25 protein-coding genes are annotated in these 23,246 nt (G+C 64.3%); 6 read left to right on the top strand and 19 right to left on the bottom strand.

Annotation, left to right across the window (positions count from 1 at the left end; all coding sequences use genetic code 11):
- Positions 1 to 40 precede the first annotated feature (40 nt).
- From lgt to hisD, 13 genes are all read right to left on the bottom strand, one after another.
- Positions 41 to 961, bottom strand: a complete 921-nt coding sequence (gene lgt / locus Q4E25_RS02195) for a prolipoprotein diacylglyceryl transferase (protein ID WP_368502597.1) — start codon at positions 959 to 961, stop codon at positions 41 to 43.
- 108 nt (positions 962 to 1,069) lie between these two features.
- Entirely contained in the window at positions 1,070 to 1,897 is an 828-nt protein-coding gene (locus Q4E25_RS02190) for an indole-3-glycerol-phosphate synthase (RefSeq protein ID WP_303153553.1), read from the bottom strand.
- A 128-nt stretch (positions 1,898 to 2,025) separates the two neighbouring features.
- Complete coding sequence (locus Q4E25_RS02185; protein WP_303153550.1) at positions 2,026 to 2,718, bottom strand: TIGR02234 family membrane protein; 693 nt, start codon at positions 2,716 to 2,718, stop codon at positions 2,026 to 2,028.
- Entirely contained in the window at positions 2,711 to 3,085 is a 375-nt protein-coding gene (gene hisI, locus Q4E25_RS02180; protein ID WP_303153548.1) for a phosphoribosyl-AMP cyclohydrolase, read from the bottom strand. The genes Q4E25_RS02185 and hisI overlap by 8 nt, the downstream gene beginning before the upstream one ends.
- The gene (hisF, locus tag Q4E25_RS02175; protein WP_303153544.1) at positions 3,082 to 3,867 is read right to left on the bottom strand and encodes an imidazole glycerol phosphate synthase subunit HisF; all 786 of its coding nucleotides are present in this window, start codon (positions 3,865 to 3,867) and stop codon (positions 3,082 to 3,084) included. Before hisF ends, hisI begins: the two co-directional genes overlap by 4 nt.
- Positions 3,868 to 3,879: 12 nt before the next feature.
- Positions 3,880 to 4,686 (bottom strand): inositol monophosphatase family protein, encoded by an 807-nt coding sequence (locus tag Q4E25_RS02170; RefSeq protein ID WP_303153541.1) that lies wholly within the window; start codon positions 4,684 to 4,686, stop codon positions 3,880 to 3,882.
- Positions 4,687 to 4,689: 3 nt separating this feature from the next.
- Positions 4,690 to 5,472 (bottom strand): bifunctional 1-(5-phosphoribosyl)-5-((5-phosphoribosylamino)methylideneamino)imidazole-4-carboxamide isomerase/phosphoribosylanthranilate isomerase PriA, encoded by a 783-nt coding sequence (priA, locus tag Q4E25_RS02165; protein ID WP_303153538.1) that lies wholly within the window; start codon positions 5,470 to 5,472, stop codon positions 4,690 to 4,692.
- Between the two features lie 53 nt (positions 5,473 to 5,525).
- On the bottom strand, positions 5,526 to 6,161 hold the full coding sequence (hisH, locus tag Q4E25_RS02160; protein WP_303153535.1) for an imidazole glycerol phosphate synthase subunit HisH: 636 nt from the start codon (positions 6,159 to 6,161) through the stop codon (positions 5,526 to 5,528).
- A 3-nt stretch (positions 6,162 to 6,164) separates the two neighbouring features.
- A complete protein-coding gene (locus tag Q4E25_RS02155) occupies positions 6,165 to 7,406 on the bottom strand; it encodes an MFS transporter (RefSeq protein ID WP_303153532.1) in 1,242 nt (413 codons plus the stop codon).
- 6 nt (positions 7,407 to 7,412) lie between these two features.
- Entirely contained in the window at positions 7,413 to 7,592 is a 180-nt protein-coding gene (locus Q4E25_RS02150) for a hypothetical protein (RefSeq protein WP_303153530.1), read from the bottom strand.
- Positions 7,592 to 8,194: an imidazoleglycerol-phosphate dehydratase HisB gene (gene hisB, locus Q4E25_RS02145; RefSeq protein WP_303153528.1), complete on the bottom strand. Its 603-nt coding sequence runs from the start codon at positions 8,192 to 8,194 to the stop codon at positions 7,592 to 7,594. The genes Q4E25_RS02150 and hisB overlap by 1 nt, the downstream gene beginning before the upstream one ends.
- Before the next feature lie 167 nt (positions 8,195 to 8,361).
- A complete protein-coding gene (locus tag Q4E25_RS02140) occupies positions 8,362 to 9,465 on the bottom strand; it encodes a histidinol-phosphate transaminase (RefSeq protein WP_303153526.1) in 1,104 nt (367 codons plus the stop codon).
- Positions 9,466 to 9,467: 2 nt separating this feature from the next.
- The gene (gene hisD, locus Q4E25_RS02135) at positions 9,468 to 10,805 is read right to left on the bottom strand and encodes a histidinol dehydrogenase (protein WP_303153523.1); all 1,338 of its coding nucleotides are present in this window, start codon (positions 10,803 to 10,805) and stop codon (positions 9,468 to 9,470) included.
- Positions 10,806 to 11,008: 203 nt separating this feature from the next.
- Here hisD and Q4E25_RS02130 point away from each other — a divergent pair, with 203 nt between their 5' ends.
- Positions 11,009 to 11,944 (top strand): YbjN domain-containing protein, encoded by a 936-nt coding sequence (locus Q4E25_RS02130; protein ID WP_368502596.1) that lies wholly within the window; start codon positions 11,009 to 11,011, stop codon positions 11,942 to 11,944.
- 530 nt (positions 11,945 to 12,474) lie between these two features.
- On the opposite strand, the gene Q4E25_RS02125 is transcribed toward Q4E25_RS02130, so the two are convergent.
- From Q4E25_RS02125 to Q4E25_RS02110, 4 genes are all read right to left on the bottom strand, one after another.
- The gene (locus Q4E25_RS02125; RefSeq protein ID WP_303153518.1) at positions 12,475 to 12,747 is read right to left on the bottom strand and encodes a hypothetical protein; all 273 of its coding nucleotides are present in this window, start codon (positions 12,745 to 12,747) and stop codon (positions 12,475 to 12,477) included.
- Positions 12,748 to 12,859: 112 nt separating this feature from the next.
- Complete coding sequence (locus Q4E25_RS02120) at positions 12,860 to 14,401, bottom strand: molybdopterin-dependent oxidoreductase (RefSeq protein WP_303153514.1); 1,542 nt, start codon at positions 14,399 to 14,401, stop codon at positions 12,860 to 12,862.
- Between the two features lie 222 nt (positions 14,402 to 14,623).
- On the bottom strand, positions 14,624 to 15,217 hold the full coding sequence (locus Q4E25_RS02115; protein ID WP_303153511.1) for a hypothetical protein: 594 nt from the start codon (positions 15,215 to 15,217) through the stop codon (positions 14,624 to 14,626).
- 125 nt (positions 15,218 to 15,342) lie between these two features.
- On the bottom strand, positions 15,343 to 16,059 hold the full coding sequence (locus Q4E25_RS02110; protein WP_303153509.1) for a hypothetical protein: 717 nt from the start codon (positions 16,057 to 16,059) through the stop codon (positions 15,343 to 15,345).
- Positions 16,060 to 16,216: 157 nt separating this feature from the next.
- Here Q4E25_RS02110 and Q4E25_RS02105 point away from each other — a divergent pair, with 157 nt between their 5' ends.
- The 5 genes from Q4E25_RS02105 (at position 16,217) to Q4E25_RS02085 (ending at position 22,607) form a co-directional block, all read left to right on the top strand.
- Positions 16,217 to 16,798, top strand: coding sequence for a TetR family transcriptional regulator (locus Q4E25_RS02105; protein WP_303153507.1), 582 nt, complete (start codon positions 16,217 to 16,219; stop codon positions 16,796 to 16,798).
- Positions 16,799 to 16,828: 30 nt separating this feature from the next.
- Positions 16,829 to 19,009 carry a glycogen debranching protein GlgX gene (glgX, locus tag Q4E25_RS02100; protein WP_303153505.1) on the top strand — a complete coding sequence of 727 codons (2,181 nt, stop codon included), beginning with the start codon at positions 16,829 to 16,831 and terminating at the stop codon, positions 19,007 to 19,009.
- Between the two features lie 79 nt (positions 19,010 to 19,088).
- A complete protein-coding gene (locus Q4E25_RS02095) occupies positions 19,089 to 20,519 on the top strand; it encodes an exonuclease domain-containing protein (protein WP_303153504.1) in 1,431 nt (476 codons plus the stop codon).
- A 217-nt stretch (positions 20,520 to 20,736) separates the two neighbouring features.
- A complete protein-coding gene (locus tag Q4E25_RS02090) occupies positions 20,737 to 21,423 on the top strand; it encodes a hypothetical protein (protein ID WP_303153502.1) in 687 nt (228 codons plus the stop codon).
- Between the two features lie 110 nt (positions 21,424 to 21,533).
- Positions 21,534 to 22,607, top strand: coding sequence for a GTP pyrophosphokinase family protein (locus tag Q4E25_RS02085; protein WP_303153500.1), 1,074 nt, complete (start codon positions 21,534 to 21,536; stop codon positions 22,605 to 22,607).
- On the opposite strand, the gene Q4E25_RS02080 is transcribed toward Q4E25_RS02085, so the two are convergent.
- Both Q4E25_RS02080 and Q4E25_RS02075 read right to left on the bottom strand, forming a co-directional pair.
- Positions 22,604 to 22,984 carry an RNA-binding S4 domain-containing protein gene (locus tag Q4E25_RS02080; RefSeq protein ID WP_303153611.1) on the bottom strand — a complete coding sequence of 127 codons (381 nt, stop codon included), beginning with the start codon at positions 22,982 to 22,984 and terminating at the stop codon, positions 22,604 to 22,606. The two genes, Q4E25_RS02085 and Q4E25_RS02080, sit on opposite strands and share 4 nt — an antisense overlap.
- A 17-nt stretch (positions 22,985 to 23,001) precedes the next feature.
- A complete protein-coding gene (locus Q4E25_RS02075; protein ID WP_303153497.1) occupies positions 23,002 to 23,229 on the bottom strand; it encodes a hypothetical protein in 228 nt (75 codons plus the stop codon).
- Positions 23,230 to 23,246: the final 17 nt, after the last annotated feature.

The following is a 23,246-nucleotide window of genomic DNA, read 5'->3' as shown; positions in this document are numbered from 1 at the left end:
TCTGTGATCCTGCTGACTACTGGGCCGACTACGAGCCTAACTACGACGTCGACGGCCGGGTCTCGGGTTTCTCAGCGCCGTCGCGGGAGGCGTTAAACTCCGGATCCACTTCTTCCGGGGTCTCCTGACCCTTGGGCAGGCGGAAGAACACGATGAGCGCGCCGATGAAGCACACCACGGAAACAATCACGTTGATGCGCACGCCGAAGACCAGCGTGGCTTCGTCGGCGCGCATGTTCTCCACGAAGAAGCGGCCCAGGGTGTAACCCGCCACGTAGAGGGCGAAGACGCGGCCGTGCCCCAGCTTCCATGCCTTCTGCGCCCACAGCAGGAACAGGCACACGAGCACGTTCCAGATGAGCTCGTAGAGGAAAGTGGGGTGCACCGAGGTGATGACCTCGCCCGTCGAGTGCCCGGAGACCGGAGCGTACTCTCCAAGCTCATTGACGCGGTAATAGATGTCCAGTGCCCACGGCACGGTGGTCTCGCGCCCGTAGAGCTCCTGGTTGAACCAGTTGCCCAGGCGCCCGATGCCCTGGGCCAGGACGAGGCCGGGGGCCACGGCGTCAGCAAAAGGCGCCATGGGGATCTTCTTGACCTTGAACATCACCCACACGGCAAAGACACCGAGAGCCACCGCACCCCAGATCCCCAAGCCGCCATTGGTGATTTTCAGCGCGTCCACCGGGTTGCAGTCCGCGCAGAAGTACTTCTGGTGATCCGTAATCACGTGGTAGAGGCGCCCGCCGATGATACCGGCGGGAATGATGACAATCGCGGCGTCCCAGACCACGTCGGGGTTTCCGCCGCGTGCGGTGTAGCGGCGCATCGTCATCCACAGGGCAACGAGGATGCCGGTGATGATGCACAATGCGTAGGCGCGCAGCGGGATGGGGCCGAGATGCCACACCCCCTGCGGCGGGGACGGGATGTTCGCGAGGTTATAAGTCAGCACGTCCAACAGTGTGCCTTATGACACCCGCGGCGCGCACATGACCCTCCCTAGGAGCCGGGCGCGAGGAAGGAAACGGTAGGAGAAAACTTAATGTTGAGCACGACTAAGAAAAACTTAGGCCTTGCGCGCAGGGCAGGCGGGATGCTGGCCGGCGGCCACGAGCGAGCGGGTCATCGCCAGCGGATCCTGCGCGGCCATGATGGACTCACCCACCACGATGGCGTCCGCGCCGTGGGACGCATAAGTAAGCACGTCGCGCGGGCTGGTCACGCCGCCCACGGCGATGCGGATCATGGACTCCGGCAGCCCCGGGGCTATATCGGAAAAAGCCTCGCGGTACATCGAATCTGAGGCCACCGACCACGCGTTGATGGCCACCACCGAGCCCTCAGCCTTGATGACGCGATCCGCCTCCGCGCAGTTGCGCACCTCCAAAATGGCGGTCATGCCGAGGGATTCAATCCGGTCCAGCAGCGCTTCCAAACGGGCCTGCTCCAACAGGGCCACCTGCAGTGGGACGGCGTCCGCGCCGTAGCAGCGCGCCTCGTGGATCTGATAGGGATCGACGATGATGTCGCGGCAGACCATCGGGATGTCGATGGCCGAGCGGGCCGCACACATATCCTCCAGGGAGCCCAAGAAACGGCGACGGTCCGTCTGGCAGGCCATGAGCTGCACCCCCGCCCCGCTCAGCCGATGCGCCAGCCCGGCGACGGACTGGGGGCTTTCCAGATCCGCAATCCTGCCGGTGTATGGAACAGCGCGCTTGATCTCCGGAATGATGCAACAGCCCTGTCCAAGCAGTGCCGCGCGGGCGTCGCGCGGGGCCTCCATGTCGCGGGAGCGGGCCTTGACCTCCTGGAAGGACACGCGCGCTTCGCGGGCGGCGACGTCTTCCAGCACGCCTGCAAGCAAGCGGTCAACGGTGATTGAGGTAGGCAACAGTACCTCCCTTCGGCCAAGCACTAAGCGCGATTAAGATCACATTTAGGCTATCGCTTTTGCCCCACCAACAACAATTTTCGTGCTAGTGGCAACCCCCGAGGAGGTGTGCCCGCCCCGCGCTCTACCTAGCTACCGCGGTTCTTGGGCTGGCCTTCTTCCTGCTCGGCGGCGCGCTTTGCGGCTGGAAGCTCGGTGGGATCAATATCGGCATCGAGGGCGTCCCACAGCACGCGGCCGGAGTCGTGGGAGGTCTTCAGCTCCTCCTCTAGCTTCTCTTGGCGCGCAGCCGGGGTCTCGTACTTGGATGAGCGGGCCTTCTCCGCTCCTGGGTTGCTGGCCACCATCACGGCACCAAAAAGCCCCAGCGCACAAGCCAGGATGGCCAACAGCGGCCCGGCCTTCTCCACCTCGACGCTCACCACGGTGGCCCACTCGGCGATGCGCGCACTGCCCACCGCGGTATCGCTGCTGCCGCCCTGCAGGAGGTTCTGCGCGCGCAGCGGATCCGCGCCGTAGGTCAGCAGGGAAACCGGGCGCCACGCGGCCGCCGCCGCGGCCAGCGCCGTCACGATGGCCACCACGCGGCGCGCAGTGCGGCGCAGGCCCAGCATGGCTACGCAGCCCACCAGGAGCACCAAGGAAAGCGCCACGAGCTCCAGGGACCACAGTGAGCCGTCAATATCGACCACGCTGGCTCCAGACTTATCGTCCTCCACCGCAGCCTTAGCCCAGGTCAAGCGCGAAGACAGCCAGAGCCCCACCGCTGCGATAAACACCAACAGCGCGCCCAGGCCTCTCGCCCCACGGCGTTTAGCCATCGAATTCATCTCCCAACAAATCAGTCGCGTCAAAGCAGGTACGGTCCCCCGTGTGGCAGGCACCGCCGCGCTGGCGCACGGTGAGCAGGATGGTGTCACCATCGCAGTCCAGGCGCGCGCCCAACACCTCCTGGGTGTTGCCGGAGGTCGCGCCCTTGATCCAGTACTCCTGGCGCGAGCGCGAGTAATAGGTGCCCTTGCGAGTGGCCAGAGTATAGGCCAGCGCGTGGTCATCCATCCAGGCCAGCATGAGGACCTCGCCCTGCTCGGATTGCACCACGGCGGGCACTAGGCCCTGCTCGTTGCGCTTGAGCAGCCGAGCGATGGACTCAGCAAGTTGTGTGTTCTCTACGCTCTCGGTGCTCACTGGCGCACCTCGTAACCGGCCTCGGCCAGGGCCTTCTTCACCTCGGGTATCTCCACCTCGCCGAAGTGGAAGATCGAGGCCGCCAACACGGCATCGGCGCCGGCCGCAACCGCGGGAGGAAAACCGGCGGCCTTGCCCGCGCCGCCGGAGGCAATGACCGGGATGGACACCGCCGCGCGTACGGCCGTGAGCATCTCCACATCGAAGCCCTCCTTCACGCCGTCACAGTCCATGGAGTTGAGCAGGATCTCCCCCACGCCAAGCTCTTGGCCGCGGCGCGCCCACTCAATGGCATCGATTTCAGCGGACTTGGTGCCGCCGTGGGTGGTGATCTCAAAACCGCTCGGGCAGTTTGCCGCGGCCTCGCTGCCGGGGGCCACGCGGCGGGCGTCGACAGACAGCACAATGCACTGGGAGCCAAAAACCTCAGCAAGCTCGCGCAGCAACTCCGGGCGGGCAATCGCCGCGGAATTCACCGAGACCTTGTCAGCACCCGCGCGCAGCAGCTCGCGGACATCCTCCACGGAGCGCACTCCCCCGCCCACGGTCAGCGGGATGAAGACTTGATCGGCGGTGCGGCGCACCACATCGAGCATGGTGCCGCGGCCATCCTTGGACGCGGTGACGTCAAGGAAGGTCAGCTCGTCGGCGCCGAGGGCGTCGTAACGCGCGGCCAGCTCGACGGGATCGCCTGCATCGCGCAGGTTGGCAAAGTTCACGCCTTTGACCACGCGTCCGTTGTCAACGTCCAGGCACGGGATCACGCGCACTGCCAGTGTCATGGGGAATTCCTCCTAGGATTCACTGTGAGCCGAGCCTGCCGAGGCAGGCCCGGTGTTGGTGTGGGCAATGGCATCGAGAATTGTCGCGTGCACCTGCGGCGTGCCGCCGACGAAGCCGCACGAGGTCACTGTCCACTCGTTGCCCTCGGGGTCACTGACCCGGCCACCCGCTGCCTTGATGAGCATGGCGCCGGCCGCGTTATCCCACGGGTGCGGCGAAAAGTTCACTGCGCCGTCGAAGACTCCCTGGGCCACGAAGGCGTTATCCAGCCCCACAGAGCCGGTCATACGCGGGCGCAGCCCGGTCTCCCGCAGCTCGTGGAAGAGCGCGGAGGGAAGGTGCGAGGAGCACCCGATGTGCCCGCGGCCCTCGTCGAAACCAATGGCATCGTCCCCACCGCCAAAGCCGGTGGCCGGGCCACCCACAGAGCGCAGCGGCACGCCCTCCGCCACTGCCAAGCGACGGCCCAAGAGCGGGAAATCGGACACGGCCACCACCGGCTTGGCCTCGTGCACGAGGGCGACGAGGATGCCGCAGCAGGGGTTGCCCGCGGAGTAGTTCGCGGTGCCGTCGATGGGATCCACCACCCAGACGGTCTCCTCCAGGCTGCCGCCGGATTCCTCGCCGTAGACGGGGATGCCAGTCATCTGCGTCAGCGTCGCGCGCAGTTGGTGCTCAATGTGCAGGTCGACTTCAGTGGCGAAATCCCCCTCGCCCTTGAAACGCGCTGGGGAGGCGCCAAGGCCTTGGCTAAAGAGGGCTTCTGCCTGGTCGACGGCTGCTTCCGCGAGCGCCAGAAACTCGCGCGGCTGCATCATGACTTAAAGCTCCTCAATCGGGTCGATGGTCTCTTCCGCCGGCAGCGGGGTGACCTCCGCTACCGCCGCGAATGCTTCTTCGAGGGTGAAGCGCTCCTCGTAGAGGGCCTTGCCGATGATCGCGGAGTCAATGCCCTCGTTCTCATAGAGAGCAAGCTGGCGCAGATCATCGAGGGTGGAGATGCCACCGGAGGCGGTGATTGTGGCGTCGGTGGCCGCGGCGACCTCACGCAGCAGCTCGATGTTGGGGCCCTCCAGCGTGCCGTCCTTGGACACATCGGTGACCACGAAGCGGGTGCAGCCGGCAGCGTCTAGGCGCTCAAGGACCTCCCACAGGTCGCCGCCGTCGGAGACCCAGCCGTTGCCGCGGGCGCGCCACTCGCCGTCGATCTCCTTGACAGCCAGGTCCACCGCGATCTTCTCGCCGTGCTCCGCCAGCGCCTTCGCAATCCACTCGGGCTTGGTCAGCGCCGCGGTGCCGATGTTGACTCGCTGCGCACCGGTGGCCAGGGCGCGGGCCAGCGACTCATCATCGCGAATACCACCGGTGAGCTCAACATTGAGGTCAAGATCCGCGGTGATCTCCGCCATCAGCTCGTGGTTCGAGCCGCGGCCAAAGGCGGCGTCTAGGTCCACGAAGTGCAGCCACTGTGCGCCCTGGGCCTGCCAGCGCAGGGCGGATTCGCGCGGCGTGCCATAGGTCTTTTCGGTACCGGCCTCACCTTGGTCGAGGCGAACCGCGGCGCCGTCCACGACGTCGACGGCGGGCAAGAGGGTAAAGCTCATGCTGGTTATCCTACCTATCGTTGAAAGAGAGCTAGAGGGGGCTTAGTCATTCCCTAGAGGGTACTGATCCAATTTTTGAGTAGGCGCGCGCCCACATCGCCGGACTTTTCCGGGTGGAACTGGGTGGCCCACAGTGCGCCGTTATCCACTGCGGCCACGAACTCGTCGCCGCCGTGCTCGGACCAGGCCACCTTCGGCGGCTCGGTGATCTCCGTTTCCAGCTCCCAGCGGCGCACACCGTAGGAGTGCACAAAGTAGAAGCGATCCTCCGGGCCGATGCCCTCAAACATGGGGCTTTTCTCCGGGAGGCGCAGGGTGTTCCAACCCATGTGCGGGAGGACGTCCGCCTGCAGCTTCTCGACGCGCCCCGGCCACTCCCCGCAGCCAGTGCTCTCCACGCCGTGCTCGTTGCCGGATTCGAAGAGAATCTGCATGCCCACGCAAATGCCCAGCACCGGGCGCTCGCCGGCCAGGCGTTGGCCGATGATGCGCGGGCCCTGGGCCTTGCGCAGGCCCTCCATGCAGGCGGCAAAGGCACCCACGCCGGGCACGAGCAGGCCATCGGCCTCCACCGCCACGTGTGGATCAGCAGTGACGGTGACCTCCGCGCCGGCACGTTCCAGGGCGCGCTGGGCGGAGCGGAGGTTGCCGGCACCGTAGTCCAGCACCACTACATTCTTTGTTGTCATGGGCTATACCTTACGCAAGCGGCGCAGACGCGTACGAATATCGTTGGTTTCGCTCACGCGGGTGCGCCCGAGCACGTGATCCAGGGTGGTCATGGCCAAGCCCACCACGATGATGGCGGTGCCGACGGCGAAGGCGCCACTGTAGCCGGAGGAGGCCACAACCATGCCCAGCAGCGTCGAGCCCAGGCCGGTCCCGCCGTCGTAGAAGATGTTCCAGATGGCCGAGCCCTCGGAGAGGCGCTCGCGCGGCAGGCGGTCAAACATGGACAGCAGTGCCTCGTTTTGCACCACGCCGAAGGCCGCGCCATACATCACAGTGCCCAGCACCAGCCACCACACGGACCACTCCTGGGCCAGCGCGAGGGCGATGAGGCCCACGCCGAAGGCGCAGAAGATCTGCGAGGGGATCATCAGCGTGCCGGGCCGGCCGATGCGGTCAGCCACCACGCCCGCGCCGAAGCGGGTCACCATGGCCGTACCGCCGATGATGGAGAGCATGAGACCGCCGAGCACCGCGCCTCGCACCGGGTCGAGCTCGCGCACCGCCGGGGAGAGGAAGTTCGAGGCCAGGCCGTAGGTGATGGAGAAGCTGGTCAGCGCCAGCGCCGGGACCACGAAGAGCTTCCACATGGGAACGCGCGGGCCCTGCGAGGTCTCCTCCGTGCCCACCGGCGCCGCCTTGAGCGAGGGCACACGCAGGCACATCACGAAGCCGAGGATACCCAGCGCCGCGGCAGAAATATAGGTGGTGTTGTAGCCCGCAGCGCCGGCCAGCCACAGGCCAAAGGGCAGGAAGGCCATCTGCGCGGCACCGACGAAGAGACCGATGTAGCCGGTGGCCTTGCCCAGCAGGCGGGTCGGGGTGATTTCAGCCACCAGGGCACTCTCAGCCACCGTCAAGGCACCGAAGCCCACGCCGCGCAGGGCGGAGAAGGTGAGGGCGACCACGGCGTCGTCGCCAAGCATGTGCCCCAGCGCCGGAACACCCAGCATGAGGGCGGAGCCGGCCATGACCGGACGGTAGCCCACCTTGCGCAGGAGATTTGGGGTGAGGATCTGGGTGATCACAGTGGCTACCATGAACACGCCGGTGGTAGCACCAGCCACAGTGGGTGAGCCGCCCGCATCCAGCACCGCGAGCGGCACAACGGGCAGCAGGATTGACCACGCACCGAAGGACGCGGCTACCGCCACCATCGTTTCTGTAAAACCAGGTACCTTCCAGACGCTGTTCTTGTTAGCCATTGTTGCTTAAAGCCTCCCTTCCCACAGTCCAAAAATCCACGCGACTCCGGCGGCGATGCCAATCACCGCCAACACTCCCGCCACGATGGTGAAAAATCGCGAACCCTCGCGGTGCGCGGCAATGGCGCCGCCGACGCAGAGCCCAGAAAACAAAAAGATAACCAGCACCAGTATCTGGGCCGACATTACAGGCTTCCCTTAGTCGAGGGGATGCCCGTCACCCGCGGATCCGACTCCACCGCCTGGCGCAGGGCGCGGGCCACCGCCTTGAACTCGGCCTCCGTAATGTGGTGCGGATCCCGGCCGTAGCGCACGTTGATGTGCAACGTGGCCGCAGCGTGCACCGCCAGGGTTTCAAAGAAGTGGCGGTTGATCACAGTGGCGTAGTGGCCGCCAATGACCTGCCACTGCATGTTCTCCGGCTCGCCGTTCATGACAAAGTAGGCGCGCCCGGAGAGATCCACCACGGCCTCCACCAGGGTCTCATCCATGGGCAGCAGCTGGGAGCCAAAGCGGCGGATGCCGCTCTTATCCCCCACTGCCTCCCGCAGCGCGGTGCCCAGCACGATGGCGGTGTCCTCGACGGTGTGGTGGGCGTCGATGTGGGTATCTCCCTGCGCATCGATGCTGAGGTCGAAGCTGCCGTGGGTGCACAGGGCGGTGAGCATGTGGTCAAAGAACGGCAGCCCGGTGGAAATGCTGGCCTGCCCGGTTCCGTCGAGGTTGATCTCCACGGAGATCTGTGACTCCTTGGTCACTCGTTGCGCGCGTCCGATGCGCTGGCTCATAGTCTCGCTCCTTCACGTTGCGCCGAGTGCGGCAAGCACGCGCAGCTCATCCGCCGCGCGCTCAGCCGAAGGGTTCATCCCGCACGGCATTCCCCGCCTCTATGGCCCGGGGCCTCCACACACTACTCCGCGTCTACTACTCTGCTTCTGTTACTTGATTTCTGCTTCTACTGCTTGGTTTCTACTGTATCCGCTAGCTCTTCGGCAGCGGCGAGCAAGGCATCATTTTCTGCAGGTAAGCCAATCGTGGCGCGCAGCAGGCCGGGCACGCCATTGTCACGGATGAGAACCTCGCGCTCAAGGAACTTCTCCCACACCGCGTGCTGGTCCGCAAAGCGGCCGAAGCTGACAAAGTTGGACTCGCTGGGCACCACGTAGTAGCCCAGCTCCCGCAGGCGTTCCACCACACGGTCACGCTCGGCGGAGAGCTTGGCCACCGTGCCCAGGGTCTCTTCGCTATGGCGCAGCGCCACCAGGGCCGCGGCCTGCGAGAGCGTGGAGAGGTGATACGGCAAGCGCACGAGCATGACGGCTTCCACGAAGGCAGGATCCGCCACGAAGTAGCCCAGACGGCCGCCGGCAAAGTCGAAGGCCTTGGACATGGTGCGTGAGACCACCAGCTTCGTGGGGTAGGCAGACAAGAGGGTCGTTGCCGAGGCCGAGGGAGAAAACTCCATGTAGGCCTCGTCCACAATCACGATGCCCGGTGCGGCCTTGATGATCTCCTCAATGATCTCGAGCGGGGTGACGTCACCGGTGGGGTTATTGGGGGTGGTGACAAAGATGACGTCGGGCTGGTGCGTGGCGATGGCCTCCAGTGCCGCGTCCTTATCGATGCGGAAATCCTCGCCGCGCGGGCACTCGATGAACTCCGTGAAGGTGCCCGCGCACAGGATGGGGTGCATGGAGTAGCTCGGGCTAAAGCCCAGCGCGCTGCGCCCCGGGCCGCCGAAAGCCTGCAGCAGCTGCTGCAGCACCTCGTTGGAGCCGTTGGCCGCCCACACGTTCTCCGCGCTGACCTCCACGCTGGTCTGGCGGGAAACATAGGCGGCGAGCTCCGTGCGCAGCTCCATGGCGTCGCGTTCCGGGTAGCGGTTGAGGGTGGCCGCCTGCTTCTCGACGGCGCGCACCAAGTCCTCCACCAGCGCCGGCGAGGGCGGATAGGGGTTTTCGTTGGTGTTGAGCTGGTTGGCCACGTGCAGCTGCGGCGCGCCGTAGGCGGACTTGCCGCGCAGTTCTTCGCGCAGCGGAAGATCGTTGAGCTGAGCCATGATTAGTCCTCCTGTGCTGGGATGTTGAAACGCGCGGCAATGGCCTCGCCGTGGGCGGGCAAGTTTTCCGCGGTGGCAAAGGCGATGACGCCCTCGGCCACCTCGCGCAGGGCCGTGCGGTTGTAGTCAATGATGTTGACCGGGCGCAGGAAGGTGTGCGTGGACAGACCAGCGCTAAAGCGCGCGGTGCCCGAGGTGGGCAGCACGTGGTTGGAGCCCGCGGTGTAGTCACCCAACGGCACCGGGGAGTAATCGCCCACAAAGATGGCGCCGGCGTGCTTGATGCGCTCGGCCACCTCCCGCGCGTTGGCGGTGTGGATCTCCAAGTGCTCGGCGGCATAGGCATCGGCCACGGCCACGGCGGCGTCGAGGTCATCCACCAGCACCACGCCGGACTGCTCGCCGCGCAGGGCCTCGGCCGCGCGCTCGGCGTTGGCGGTGGCGGTGTAGCGCGCCTCGACCTCCTTCTTCACGGCCTCGGCCAGCTCGGGGGAATCAGTGATGAGCACCGAGGCCGCCATGGGATCGTGCTCCGCCTGAGAGATAAGGTCATAGACCACAAAGACCGGGTTGGCGGTGGAATCGGCCACGATGGCGATCTCGGTGGGACCCGCCTCGGCGTCGGTGCCGGCCACGCCGCGCACCAGACGCTTAGCGGCGGTGACAAAGATGTTGCCGGGGCCGGTGATCATATCCACCGGTTCCAGGGCCTCTTCCCCGGTGGCCGGGGTGTCGTCGCCGTAAGCCAGCAGCGCAATGGCCTGCCCGCCGCCGACGGCCCAGACCTCGTCGACGCCCAGGATGTGGCAGGTGGCCAGCACCGTAGGGTGCGGCAGGCCATCGAACTCCGCTTGCGGCGGGGAGGCCACCACCATGGTGGAGGCTCCAGCCTCCTGGGCGGGCACCACGTTCATGATGACGGACGAGGGGTACACCGCCTTGCCGCCGGGCACATAGAGGCCCACGCGCTCGATGGGACGGAATACCTCCGTCACCGTGGCGCCTGGGGCCAGCTCCGTGGTGTGGGGCTGCGGCAGCTGCTCGGCATGCACGGTGCGCACGCGACGGATGGATTCCTCGATGGCGGCGCGCACCTTCGGGTCCAGCTCGGCAACTGCGCGCTCGATAGCCTCGGCCGGCACGCGCACGGTCTGCGGGCGCACGCGGTCGAACTGCTCGCCAAAGTCTAGTGCTACGGCAGCGCCTCCCTCACGCACCGCATGGACCATCGGTGCTACCTTGTCGGTAACGGAGGCAACGTCCGTCCCGCCGCGGGGCAACACTCGGCGCAGTTGGGACACGCTAAGCCGCGAACCGCGCAGATCGATGGTCTGAAGCATGAGGATTCTCTCCTATCCTTAAAAGAGCAAAAAGCCTATAGTCCAACCAATATACTATAGCCAATTTGGCCACAATCCAGCGGGTAAGGCCATAGAATGAGGCACTAACGCCGGTCCCTGTTCGGCGAGTTGCACGAACACGGGCACGCAGCGGAGTCACATCACTGTTGGCCCCACACCCCGGGCCAGGAAGGCGCAACGCAATGGAGGCACAGGACGCGAGCAGCCGCTCTCACTCTACTGTGCTGAGCAGAGTGGCGGCGCTGGCCCAGGAGGCAGGGATGGATTACGCGCGCTTCGGCCCGCACGATCTGCTCTTTCCCCATCCCCCGCTGGGTGAAACCCGCGTGAGCATGGATCCCAAGGGCGAGCCAGTCCTCCGCTTCTACACCACCCACCATGGGCTGCTCGGTTTTGGGGAGATCCCTGATCTCAGCGAGTTTGTCAACGACTGGAACCATGATTGCCTCTCGCCGCGACTGGTGCTCAACTACGCCAGCCCCGAGGAGGTCGAGGTCTGGGGCCACACCTTCCTCGTGGTGCACCACACCCCCACCGCCGCGCAGCTCGAGGCCTCCGTGCTGCCCGCACTGTCTAACGCGCAAGCCTTCCTCGAGGCGCTAGTGGATTACTTCCCGCTGCTCACCCAGGTCAAGCGGGGCTCAGCGCTGCTCGCCGCGGAGGAGGAATCCGCCGAGGATACCGCCAGCACCGTCCTGCCCGTGGATGTGCCCCGCCTGGAAAAGCTCCTGCCCGCCTTGGGCATCATCCGTTTCCAGAGCGATTCCGACGAAGTCGTCTACGCCTGGATCAACGACGTCCTCTTCGCCTTCGTCATCGAGTCCGGCCCTAGCTTGCTCATCAAGGGCCACTGGGACCCCGATTTCCCCGGCAGCGAGTTCTCCAAGATCTTCCTCATCTGCAATGACTGGAACCGCAAGAACCACTCGGCCTCCGCGTTTTGCCATTCCAACATGGACGGGCTGCAGGTGCGCCTGGACTATCCGGTCATTACCGCCGCCGGGCTTTCCGACGCCCAACTGGTCACCGCCCTGGGCCGCTCCATCAAGCACATCCTCCACGGCATCGATGACATCGCCACCGAGGCCGTGGGCTCCTCCCCCGTGCAGTGGCCCTAATCCGACTCATTCCCGACCCCAGCGTCGAACCTAGCGCTGTGATGGGTGAGGGAAAGCAGCTGGTTCCCCCGCAGCTGAATTCTGATGTCTTCTTAATGATTGATGTCGCTGCTATGCCGTTTCTCTTTGCCCTCGTGTGGTCCTGCCACTGACACGATAAGGAGAATGACAGACGCCACGGCCAGAGTTCCCGCGGCCCAGAGGAAACTCGTTAGGCTGATGACATTGAGGGCAAGTAGCACCGCGAAGGCGGCGATGATTGCGACAGGGATCAGGGCTCTTGTTACCGGGACATTCATCTCATTTACCTCCACAACGCCCCCAGCTCAAAGAGCCGGAGGTCAAGTCATAATTATTCCTTTCTGTTGCCCGCCGTTGAGAGTATGCGCCCCTCCCTAGGACGCAAGGAAAAGCAGCGAGGAGTAGACGTTCGTCTACTCCGATAGGAAAATCCCGGTGAATACACGGAAAATGTGCTACCCCGGTCAAACACTGACACCTACGCACATTTTTTACGGAACACGCCAGCCCTAGCGCACATGCGCTGCGACCGGCTCGAGCCGCTCAAGAATCTCGTAGCTCCCCGCCTTGGCCAGCGCTTCATTCATCGCAGGAATGGAGGGGTCTACGTCCTCTTTGTGCTTGACCACAAGGCGTGCATGCTCGTCGTCAGTGATTTCGAAGGTCGCCTGGCCGAGCCCATGGGCAGCGAAAATATCGTAAAGAGCTTGCAAGCTCTTGCGCACGTCGCGGTCATTCTTGACCCCGCTGACACGGTAGTAAGTGGAAACGATGATCGACATAGGGCAAATTGTACGATCTTCTCCGTGGTAATTGTTCAACGGGGTCATTTTTCCCGCTCAGGAACTTAGGGGCGGCTAATAACCACCCCTAAATGCGGTTCCTGAGCAGATCTTAGATACGTCCGTTGAAAGCCTGCAGCGCAGAGTCCTCACGGGTGCCGCCGCGGCCGTCGCCGTAGTCGGCATAATCGTGAATCCAGGCAATCCTCGAGACCCACTTCACCGCCTTGTAGCCGTGGTTGGATTCCACGCGTGCACGCACCGGCGCGCCCAGGTGAATCTCGAGCGGCTCACCATTGCGGGAGATGGCCAGGATGGACTGATCCTCCGCGGCGGTCTCCGCGTCGAAGCAGGCGTAGAACGGCTCGCGCGGACGGTTGTCATACATCTTCTGCGCCAGGCCGTAGGACTCCACCATGACGTAGCGAGCGCCCTCCGGCTTGGGCCCCAGCAGCCCCATAACGTCCGTCATGCTGGGCCCCTCCCAGCGCGAAGTCGCCGACCAGCCCTGCATGCACGTATGAGTGGCTACGTAGGATTTCTGCGGCAGCGCCCGCAGCTCGTCGAGGGTGACCACCCGCTCGGTGCCGTTGACGTCATCAGCCACGGTGATGGTGTAATCCGCCCAGTCATTGTCGCGGAACTGCGTCCACTCCGGGGATTCCTCTGCAGTCGGCGGCAGGCCGTTGGTCCAGTGAAATTCGGAAATATCCTTGTCCGTAAATACCTCTTGAGTCTTAGGCACCGGGCGCATCCAGTTGAGGAAGATCTTGCGGCCAATCTCCGTGAAGCCTGCAGTAAGTCTTTGCGCGCGGGCGCGATCTGCTAGCGACCAGTAGGACACCGCAATCCACAAGATAATCACTACGCCGATGGTGATCACCATGGTGGTAAACGCCTGTGCGTAGCGCTCAGGCGTGACGTCACCGAAGACCATGTGCACCATGTTGTATTCGCGGTGCACAAAGAAAACCAGGAAGACGTGGATGATGATGAAGATGCACATGAGCACCATGCCAATGAAGTGCAGCGAGCGCGCGCCCTGGTGCCCGCCCCAGAACTTCACATAGCGTGGGAAGCGCACGCGCACGGCCGGCGCCATGGCCACGCCGGTGAGCATCATGAACGGCGCCAGGATGAAGATCACGCCAAAGTAGGCGAGCTGCTGCAGCGCATCATAGGGGTCGAAGTGCTCCAGCGCGGGAGTCTTGAAACTGAGGTAGGTCAGCAGGCTGTCCCAGGCTTCCGGGATGATGTCCCAGGAGGTGGGCACAATACGCCGCCACAGGCCAGTGCCAAAGAGCAGCCCCACGTAGACCACACCGTTGAGCACCCACAGCATGACAGCCACGCCGTGCCAGTGGCGCCCCAGGCCAACGTTCTCACGGCCGGGCAGGGTGAGCAGCGGCGAGGCAGAAAGCTCATCCATGAGGGAGGTGTAGACACCCTCCTCCTTGGGCAACTCGCGCTTGGTGAACTTCAGCCACTCCTTGCCGGGTGCGCAGTCATTGCGCCACCACAAGCGTGGCAATGACGAGAGGATTTCCCATCCGGAGCGCAAGAGCAGCCCCATGAGAATGAAATTGATTAGGTGCGTGGCTCGCAGCCACATTGGGTAGTCGGGATTATCGCCAAGTGCCAGGACGATATCCATCGCGGCCTCCTAGAGTTTTGAGGGAGTAAAGGGAGAGAGAAAAATCAGAAAACGCCTACATCACAGCCGGCATAAACCAAGGCCCTACCCGCTATGATGCACACCACACTACAACGCTGCGAAAATTTCGCATCACTTTTTAATACTGATTTTCCCGTATTAATTAGCCGCGCACAAGGCCTACGCTGCACATACCCCCAAACGGGCGCGGGCCCTATGCCCTTACTCCCCCGCTTCGCGCACCCTATCCGGCCGCTCACCTGAGTCCACGCCTGCCGCCGCCTCGACGTCGTCTTCAGCCTCCGCCTCGGCCTCCTCACCCGTGCCGAAGGCAGAATCCACGTCAACGAAGGCCGCGGACCAATACGCAAACATGGCCATGAAGGGCGCCACTAGCCACGCGATCTGCGGAGTGAACTTCGGGGCGAATTCCACAACCTCCCCGAGTTCTTCTGGCACGGAGGTTGCCGTTACCCCGCCCACCACATAGAAGGCAGCTGCACCTGCCAGGCACACCACACCGGCCCACAGCAGGGTGAGCAGCCCGCGGTAGCGCACGTTGCGCTGATACATTACGGCGCCGAACACCATGCCGATGAGCCCCGTGATCACCGCGAAAGTAATGAAGGCGGTGAACTCCACATTGTCGAGGCTTTCAAACTGGTAGGCGCCGGCCTCGTTGACACGCGTGCCGCTCAGTGTTGGCCGAAATACTCCCCACAAGGCCCCCGCCAGGGAGTAGACAATGAGCGAAACGGCAAGCGACCCCGCGCCGAAGCCGATGGCGCGAGGTACACGAAACTGTGTCTTAATCACCAGTGAAAGTTACATCACCGCATCCAACGAGCCAACACGGCGGACGATCCGACCATCCAACACAGCGGATGCGGTGAATTGTTCCTTAGAAATTGCAGAAATTACTCGAGAAGAATCCCGACTGCTTACTCGTTACCGCAGAAGGTCCAGTTACCGTTCTCACGCTTGAAGCGCATGGTGGAGCTGTCCAGCCCCTGGTTGGTGTTGACGTTGACGGTGGCGGAGGCATCATCGCCGTTGACCACGACGTCGTTGATGGACTCAACGCCAATGGCGTTCCAGTCAAAGCCCTGAAGCTGGGAGGTGTCCTGGCCGCTGGCCTCCAGCATGCTCTTTAGATCGTTCATCGGAACATCCGGGATCTGGTTGTAGTCCATGTTGGCCATCTCAGCGCCCTGGGAGTTCATCACAGCGGCGCAGGTGTGCTCCGGCATGTAGCGGAAGAACTGGCGCATGGTCTTGGTCTCGTAGAGGCCGCGGACCAGCTGGTTGATGCCGTCGATGTCTGCCTGGCTAGCGGGCTGACCCTGGACCGGGGTGGCCGGGTTGGCGTTCTCCAGCGGGTTGTTGCCGCCCTCGAAGGGGTTCTCGAGCTGCTCCGGAACGGCCTGCGGCTCCTCGCCTTCCTTCTTTTCCTTATCTTCCGGCTTCTCCTCTGCCGGCTTTTCCTCGCTGGAAGTCTTGTTGTCCTTAGCGGAGGTGGCCGACTGAGTGGTGGTGGTTGCCTTCGAGCTGGCACCGCCCTTTGCTTCCTCTTCGTCGGAACCACATGCCGCCAAAGCCAACGGGGCTACCATTGTCAGGGCAACGAGGGACTTCTTAGCAGGGGTTAGAAAGGACAAGGGACACTCTCCTGAACTGTAGTTCAACAACGCAACTTTTTTAATTCTTGGCGATTGTACCAAGGCGCCACTCCCGAATTCATGACGGTCACCTCAAAGAAACCTGTGAACCCTCATTCGCCGCTTCTTAACTGCCTCACAGCTAAAGTAGGACACCGTGCAACTATCCCGCGACGCCATCATCTCAGCTGCCCTGCATCTCCTTGACTCTTATGGCCTGCCCGATGTCACCATGCGCCGTGTGGCCTCCTCCCTCAACGTGGCCCCGGGCGCGCTGTATTGGCACGTGGCCAACAAGCAGGAGCTCATCGCCGCGATGGCCGAGGCAGTCCTCGCACCCGTGGGCGGAACCACCCCAGAGGAGCTGGCTCTCAGCTTGCGCGGTGAACTCCTACGCTGGCGCGACGGCGCGGAGGTAGCCATCGCAGGCCTGGCTCACCCCGATCTCAACATCGGCACCACCCTGGATACCGCATGCGAGGAGGCATTTGCCGCCGCCGTGCCCGGTGCACCCCAGGCCAGCGTGCGCACCGCCAGCCGCACCCTCATTCACTCCATCTTGGGCGCTACCTACCTTGCGCAATCACGCGCGCAGCTGCTCGAGGGCAATCGCGAGAGCTCCCTTGCCGCGGACTCACCTATGGACGGTGCCACGGAGTCTCCCCAGGACGGTGCCGCGGAGCTGCACCGCACCATCGACCTTCTCATCGCGGGGCTCACCGCTCAGGCATCTCGGTGAGCCCGGGCCGCTTTGACTAAGCTGGCCCTCATGACTGAATCCCACCCCTCGTACCCGCAGCCCCTCCACGTATGGCCCGGTTCCCCCACCCCGCTAGGCTCCACCTTCGACGGCTCAGGAACCAACTTCGCCATCTTCTCGGAGGTGGCAGAAAAGGTAGAGCTCTGCCTCATCAACCGCGAGGGGCAGGAGGAACGCGTAGAACTGCAGGAGGTCTCCGCCCACGTGTGGCACGCCTACCTGCCCAACGTCGGCCCCGGTCAGCGCTACGGCTACCGCATCCACGGCCCCTACGAGCCCACGCGCGGTCTGCGCTGCGACCCCTCCAAGCTCTTGGTTGACCCCTATGCCAAGGCATTCGACGGCGACTTCGACGGGGATTCCTCCCTCTACTCCTACGACATCCACGCCGAGGAGCCCGGTTCCGGGCGCAACGAGGAGGACTCCCTGGGGCACACGATGCTCTCCGTGGTCATCAACCCCTTCTTTGACTGGCGCGGGGATCGCCGCCCGCACACCCCGGATAATGAGACGGTCATCTACGAAACCCACGTCAAGGGCATGACGATGACCCACCCGGGCGTGCCCGAGGAGCTGCGCGGCACCTACGCCGGCATGGCGCACCCGGCCATCATCAACTACTTCAAGGATCTGGGCGTGACCGCCGTCGAGCTCATGCCGGTACACCAGTTCCTGCAGGATGATCGCCTGAGCAAGCTGGGGCTGCGCAACTACTGGGGCTACAACACCTTCGGGTTTTTCGCCCCGCACTCCGACTACGCCGCCAATTCCAACCCCGGCGAGCAGGTCGCCGAGTTCAAGACGATGGTGCGCGCCTTCCACGAAGCCGGCATCGAGGTCATCCTCGACGTGGTCTACAACCACACCGCTGAGGGCAACCACCTGGGCCCCACCATCGCCTTCCGCGGCATCGACAACCAGGCTTACTACCGCCTGGTGGATTCCAACCCAGCGCTGTACATGGACTACACGGGCACGGGCAATTCCCTCAACGTGCGCCACCCGCACTCCCTGCAGCTCATCATGGATTCATTGCGCTACTGGGTCACGGAGATGCGCGTGGACGGCTTCCGCTTCGACCTGGCCTCGACCCTGGCGCGCGAGCTTGACGACGTCGATAAGCTCGCCACCTTCTTCGACCTCGTCCAGCAAGATCCGGTGGTTAGCCAGGTCAAGCTCATCGCCGAGCCTTGGGACGTGGGCCACAACGGCTACCAGGTGGGCAACTTCCCGCCGATCTGGAGCGAGTGGAACGGCAAGTACCGCGACACCGTGCGCGATTTCTGGCGCGGCGAGCCCGCCACCCTGGGTGAGTTTGCCTCCCGTCTGACCGGCTCCTCCGATCTCTACGGCAACAACGGCCGCCGCCCCACCGCCTCCATCAACTTTGTCACCGCGCACGATGGTTTTACCCTGCGTGACCTGGTGAGCTACAACGACAAGCACAACGAGGACAACGGCGAGGACAACCGCGACGGCGAGTCCCACAACCGCTCCTGGAACCACGGTGTGGAGGGCCCCACGGAGGACGAGGAGATCAAGAAGCTGCGCCGCCGCCAGGTGCGTAATTTCCTCACCACGCTGCTACTCTCCCAGGGCACCCCGATGATCAGCCACGGCGACGAGCTGGGGCGCACCCAGGGAGGCAACAACAATGCCTACTGCCAGGACAACGAGATTGCCTGGATGGATTGGTCCCTGCTGGAGGAGGAAAAGTCCGCCGCAATGTTGGGATTTACCCAGCGCGTGATCAACATCCGCCAGCGCCACCCCGTCTTCCGCCGCCAGCGTTTTCTGGCCGGCGGCCCGCTGGGCTCCGACGTGCAGGACCGCGACATCGCCTGGCTTGTGCCCTCCGGAAGGCTGATGACGCAGGATGACTGGGATCATGATTTTGGCAAGGCCCTCATGGTCTACCTCAACGGCAACGCCATCACGGAGACCACCTGCCGCGGCGAGCGGATTACGGATGACTCCTTCATCATGATCTTTAACGCCCACCACGAGGCCATCGAGTTCACCCTGCCCACCCGGGACCTCGGCGCGAAGTGGAAGCTCATCGTGGACACCGCCGATTCCGGCGGCTACCCAGCCGAGGACACCCACCTCGATGCCGAGGACGCTCTGCTGGTGGAGCCGCGTTCCACGCTGATTCTGCGCCAGGAGGAGCCGCCCATTTTCAACTCCTAGATCCCAGAGCGCTTGCGGCAGAGCTCTCTGAGCAGCCTGCTCCACCAGAGTCCCCCACCAACCATTAGAAAGGCACCCCGTGTCATTTGTTGTCCACGGCGCCACCGTCGAGGTCACCGCCAGCTCCCTGACGATCAACCGCAGCAGGCTGGCCACCAGCCTGGGCGCGAGCGCCCACGAGACCATCCCGCTAAGCTCCATCGACGCCTCCTCGGTTCAGGTCCAGGAGCCCACGGCGACGGCCTTCGGAGCCGTGCGCCTGCGGCATTCCCACGGTTCGGCGAACGCCGAGCCCCTGGTCATCCGCTGCGCCCCGCACCAGGACGCCACCCGGCTGGCCGGTGCCATTAGGGCCGCGCTGCGCGGCGAGGCGCCTGAGGCACAGCCCATCGCCGGACTGAACTTCACCGCGGTGGATGTGGAAACCGCCAATGACAACTGGGGCTCGGTGTGCCAGATCGGCGCGGTGCGCTTCCGCGATGGCGAGGAGGCCGAATCCCGCACCTGGCTGTGCACCCCGCCGCCCGGGCTGGAGCACTTCGAGGACGTCAACATCTCCATCCATGGCATCACCGCTGAGGACGTGGCCGGTGCCCAGCCCTTTGCGGAGGCCGCCGCCGAGCTCTTCGACTTCCTCGGCGAGGACGTCCTCGTCGCACACAACGCGCAGTTCGATTCCACCGCACTGCGCACTGGCCTGCTGCGCGCCAAGGCTCCGATTCCCACCGTGGAGCTGGCGTGTTCGTTGGCCCTGGCCCGCGATGCCTCCGCGGCACGCGTTATCACCGTTGATAACCACAAGCTGCCCACGGTGGCCGCCTACGTGGGCGCGGAGCGCTTCCGCCACCACGATGCCACAGAGGATGCCCGCGCCGCTGGCGTCATCGTGTGCAGGCTGGCCCAGCTTTTCGGCCACAGCGGTTCCATCGAGGAACTCTTCCGCGCCCGCAAATTCACCCTCGGCATCATGAATGCGGAGTCCATCATCCCGGTGCTGCGCGAGCACACCGCGCCGACCTCCGCGGAGGATCTCGGTGCCGGAACGGACTTCCGCAGCAAGACCCGCCGCGCTGGGTCTGCCGCCGGCGCCAAGAACACCGGTGCCGGCTCAGGCACGGGTGCTTCGCAGGCAAGCAACGCTGCCTCCGATGGTGGTGGCAAGCAGCGCACGCCGGCACCGTGGCAGTCAGTGGCCACGCCGGATACCATCCCGGATCCCAACCCCGATGCCGACCCAGAGGGCGCCCTCTTTGGCCAGAATGTCACGCTTACCGGCGAGTTTGCTCCCTTTGACAAAGGGCTGCTGTGGAGGGGCATCGCTGAGCGCGGCGGCCAGGTGGGCAAGAACGTGACCAAGAAGACCACAATTTTGGTCATTGGCGAGTGGGCCACCACCACCTCCAAAGAGAAGCGCGCCAAACAGCTCAATGAGAAGGGCCAGGGCATTGAGATGTGGCCGGCGGAAAAACTCTTGGAGGAGCTGCAGCTCTCCGAGGAGCCGCCCTTCTAGCCGCCTGTGGCAGCCTGCGGGCAACCGGCCACAGGCCGTCACAGGCGACTGCCCCCACCGAGCGTAGATTTTTCTTCCCAGGGACGGGAACCGCGAGAGCAAAGTCTCAGTCCAATAAAGGCACACACATCAACATCAGTTGCCACATTCACCGGGCGCCTCGCTGTACTGCCTAGCCTCACCGGGCACCCGGGTTGGACATGGAGGTGCCCTCACCATGACGCTCACGCTTTCTGCCCCGGCCCCAGCCCGAGCCCCAGGCAGCGCTGCGCTGGCGGATCCGAACCCGCCTGCGGAGCCGGCATCCCGCCGCGTTGAGCTCAACGCCGAGCAGCTTCTTCCCTCGCTGTGCCCCAGCAAGGAGCTCACGGGGATCACGCTGTGCAGCGATGGCTTCGGTGACTCACCTGCCGCGATTCAGCTCTCCCGCACGTTGTCCACCACGCTGGTGCGCACGGACGGCACCGCCCACCAGAGGGTCAGCCAGCACGCGCTCGACGTCATCGGGCTCACCCCGCGCCAAGCCTGGGACCGGGCAGCGCTCAACTTACAGGAGCGGGCCCTGACTCCAGAAGGCGTGCGCTTTGATGTGCGCCCCGCCACAGTGGCCTTGCCCGGCGCGCGGGGCGGGCTGGAGGTACGCGCCCACCGCTGCACCGCCAGTGCCTGGCTGGCCCATCCGCAGACCTTCCGCCTGCTCAACAACCACCTGCGCCGCCTCACCCAGGCCCGCACCATCACCTACCTGGTGCCGGACCGCCACACGCTTTTCGCCCTACCAGATGCCAGCGCAGACCAGGCCCTCACGCTGGCCCGGCACGCACTTAACACCAAGCCTGCGCATCGCCCCGTGATGAGCGAACAACCGCTAGTATTGGCTAACGGATTCCCTCTTGAAGTGTGAGAGGGCTATGAGGGCCGTGAGAGCACGGCGCCGCCGGGTGAAAGCGGAAGGCGCTGCGTGTCCGGCTGTAGTGTGCGCGACGCACCAAGGCGCGAACGGAGGTGGCCGGAGTGCCAGAATCAACTATTTCTCATCTAAGCAACCAGTACCACGAGTGGGTACGCAAGCACCCCACCGCAGCAGATGACTTCCGCGACGCCATCGAAGATCTGCTCAATGACGCCGGTGTGATCTTTGACCGCGTCTCTACCCGCATCAAGCGCTGGCCTTCCCTGAAAGCCAAGGCCAAGAAGCGCCGCGCGGATGGGCAGCCGCTCTACCCCAACCCGTGGGAGGACATCCACGACGTCCTCGGCGTGCGCGTCACCCTCTTCCACTCCACGGCCATCCCGCAAGCGCTGGAGGTCCTGGGCCAGTCCTTCACCGTCATCAAGTCAGTGGACAAGGCCGCGGAGACCCGCATCTCCGGCGGCTTTGGCTACGGCTCGCACCACTTGGTGCTGCGGGTGGGCACTGCGATTGAGGAGCTGGCCGCCTACGAGGGCTGGACTTTCGAGGTGCAGATCCGCACCGTGCTGCAGCACGCGTGGGCGGAATTTGAGCACGATATCCGCTACAAGCAGGGCCCGCATGCGCCCTCGGCCCAGGTGGATCGCCTCTTTACCCTGGCCGCGTGTCTCATCGAGCTGGCAGATCAGCAATTCGATGAGATCGCCGCGCTCAAGGATCCTTCCACGGATCCGGACGATGAAGTGGAGCTCACCCCGGAGACCCTGCCGGGTGTGCTGGCCGTACTTATGGGCGGAAAGTACCCGCGCTCACGCTCCGAGCACTACCGCTTCCTCCAGGAGATCCTCGAGCTCAATGGCATCACCACGATGAGCCAGCTCAAGGCGCTGCTGGAACCTGGGGATATCGCGCTGGTTCACGACGCCATGCGCTACCGCTTCCAGCCGGGCCAGGTGCGGCTTATCGACGACCTCCTGCTCAACGCCTTTGGCAAGGCGCACATCGAGGCCACCGCCGACGCCGGCGACCGCCATGACCGCAAGCGCCGACTCAAGGCGCGCTACAAGGCACTGCAGAACCTCCGGGCCTCCAGGGCCGAGGGCAAGGGTGCCAGCAATCCGAGTGCTAACAAGTCGGGTACTTCCACCCCGAGTACTCACAAGAAGCGCAGTTAGCGGAATCCGCCGCGGAACTTGTCCATGTCTCGGCGTTCTTTCTTGGTCGGGCGCCCCGCGCCCCTGGGGCGGGTGGGCACCGAGGGCAGGAATTCCTTCGGCAGCGGCGGCGGCGCATGGTCGATGTAGCAGGTGCGCGCAACCGGGGCGCCCACCCGCTTGGACACGGTGGCGAGCACCTCGAGATCATGCTCGTGGTGGTTGCGCCACACACGGACGCGATCACCGGGAACCACCTGCTGGGAGGGCTTAGTGGCGCTGCCGTTGAGCTTGACGTGGCCGGCCTTGACGGCGTCGGCAGCCGCGGAACGGGTCTTAAACATGCGCACCGACCACACCCAGGCGTCAATGCGGACGGGTTTGCCGTCTGGCTGCATAGTCACGGGCCGGGCGCCTAGTACTGATTGTTGTTCTCGTTGATGATCTTCTGGATGCGCGACCAGTTGTAGACACCGCCTACCACGGCAACGATAAGGCCCAGGGACATCCACACCCAGAATCCGGTGAGCGCCCAGCCGAGGATCACGCCGCCGACCACGGAGACCACCGCGTTGCGGGAGTGCTTGCGCACTGCTTGCTTCTTCTGCTCAATGGGGTTGTTGGGGCGTCGCTGCATAGTCATGGGTGTGAGTCTACCTT

The organism is Corynebacterium sp. (genome assembly GCF_030532325.1).
Taxonomy (GTDB): domain Bacteria; phylum Actinomycetota; class Actinomycetes; order Mycobacteriales; family Mycobacteriaceae; genus Corynebacterium.
Note: the sequence above shows the minus strand (reverse complement) of the source record. Positions and strands in the feature narration are given on the sequence as shown.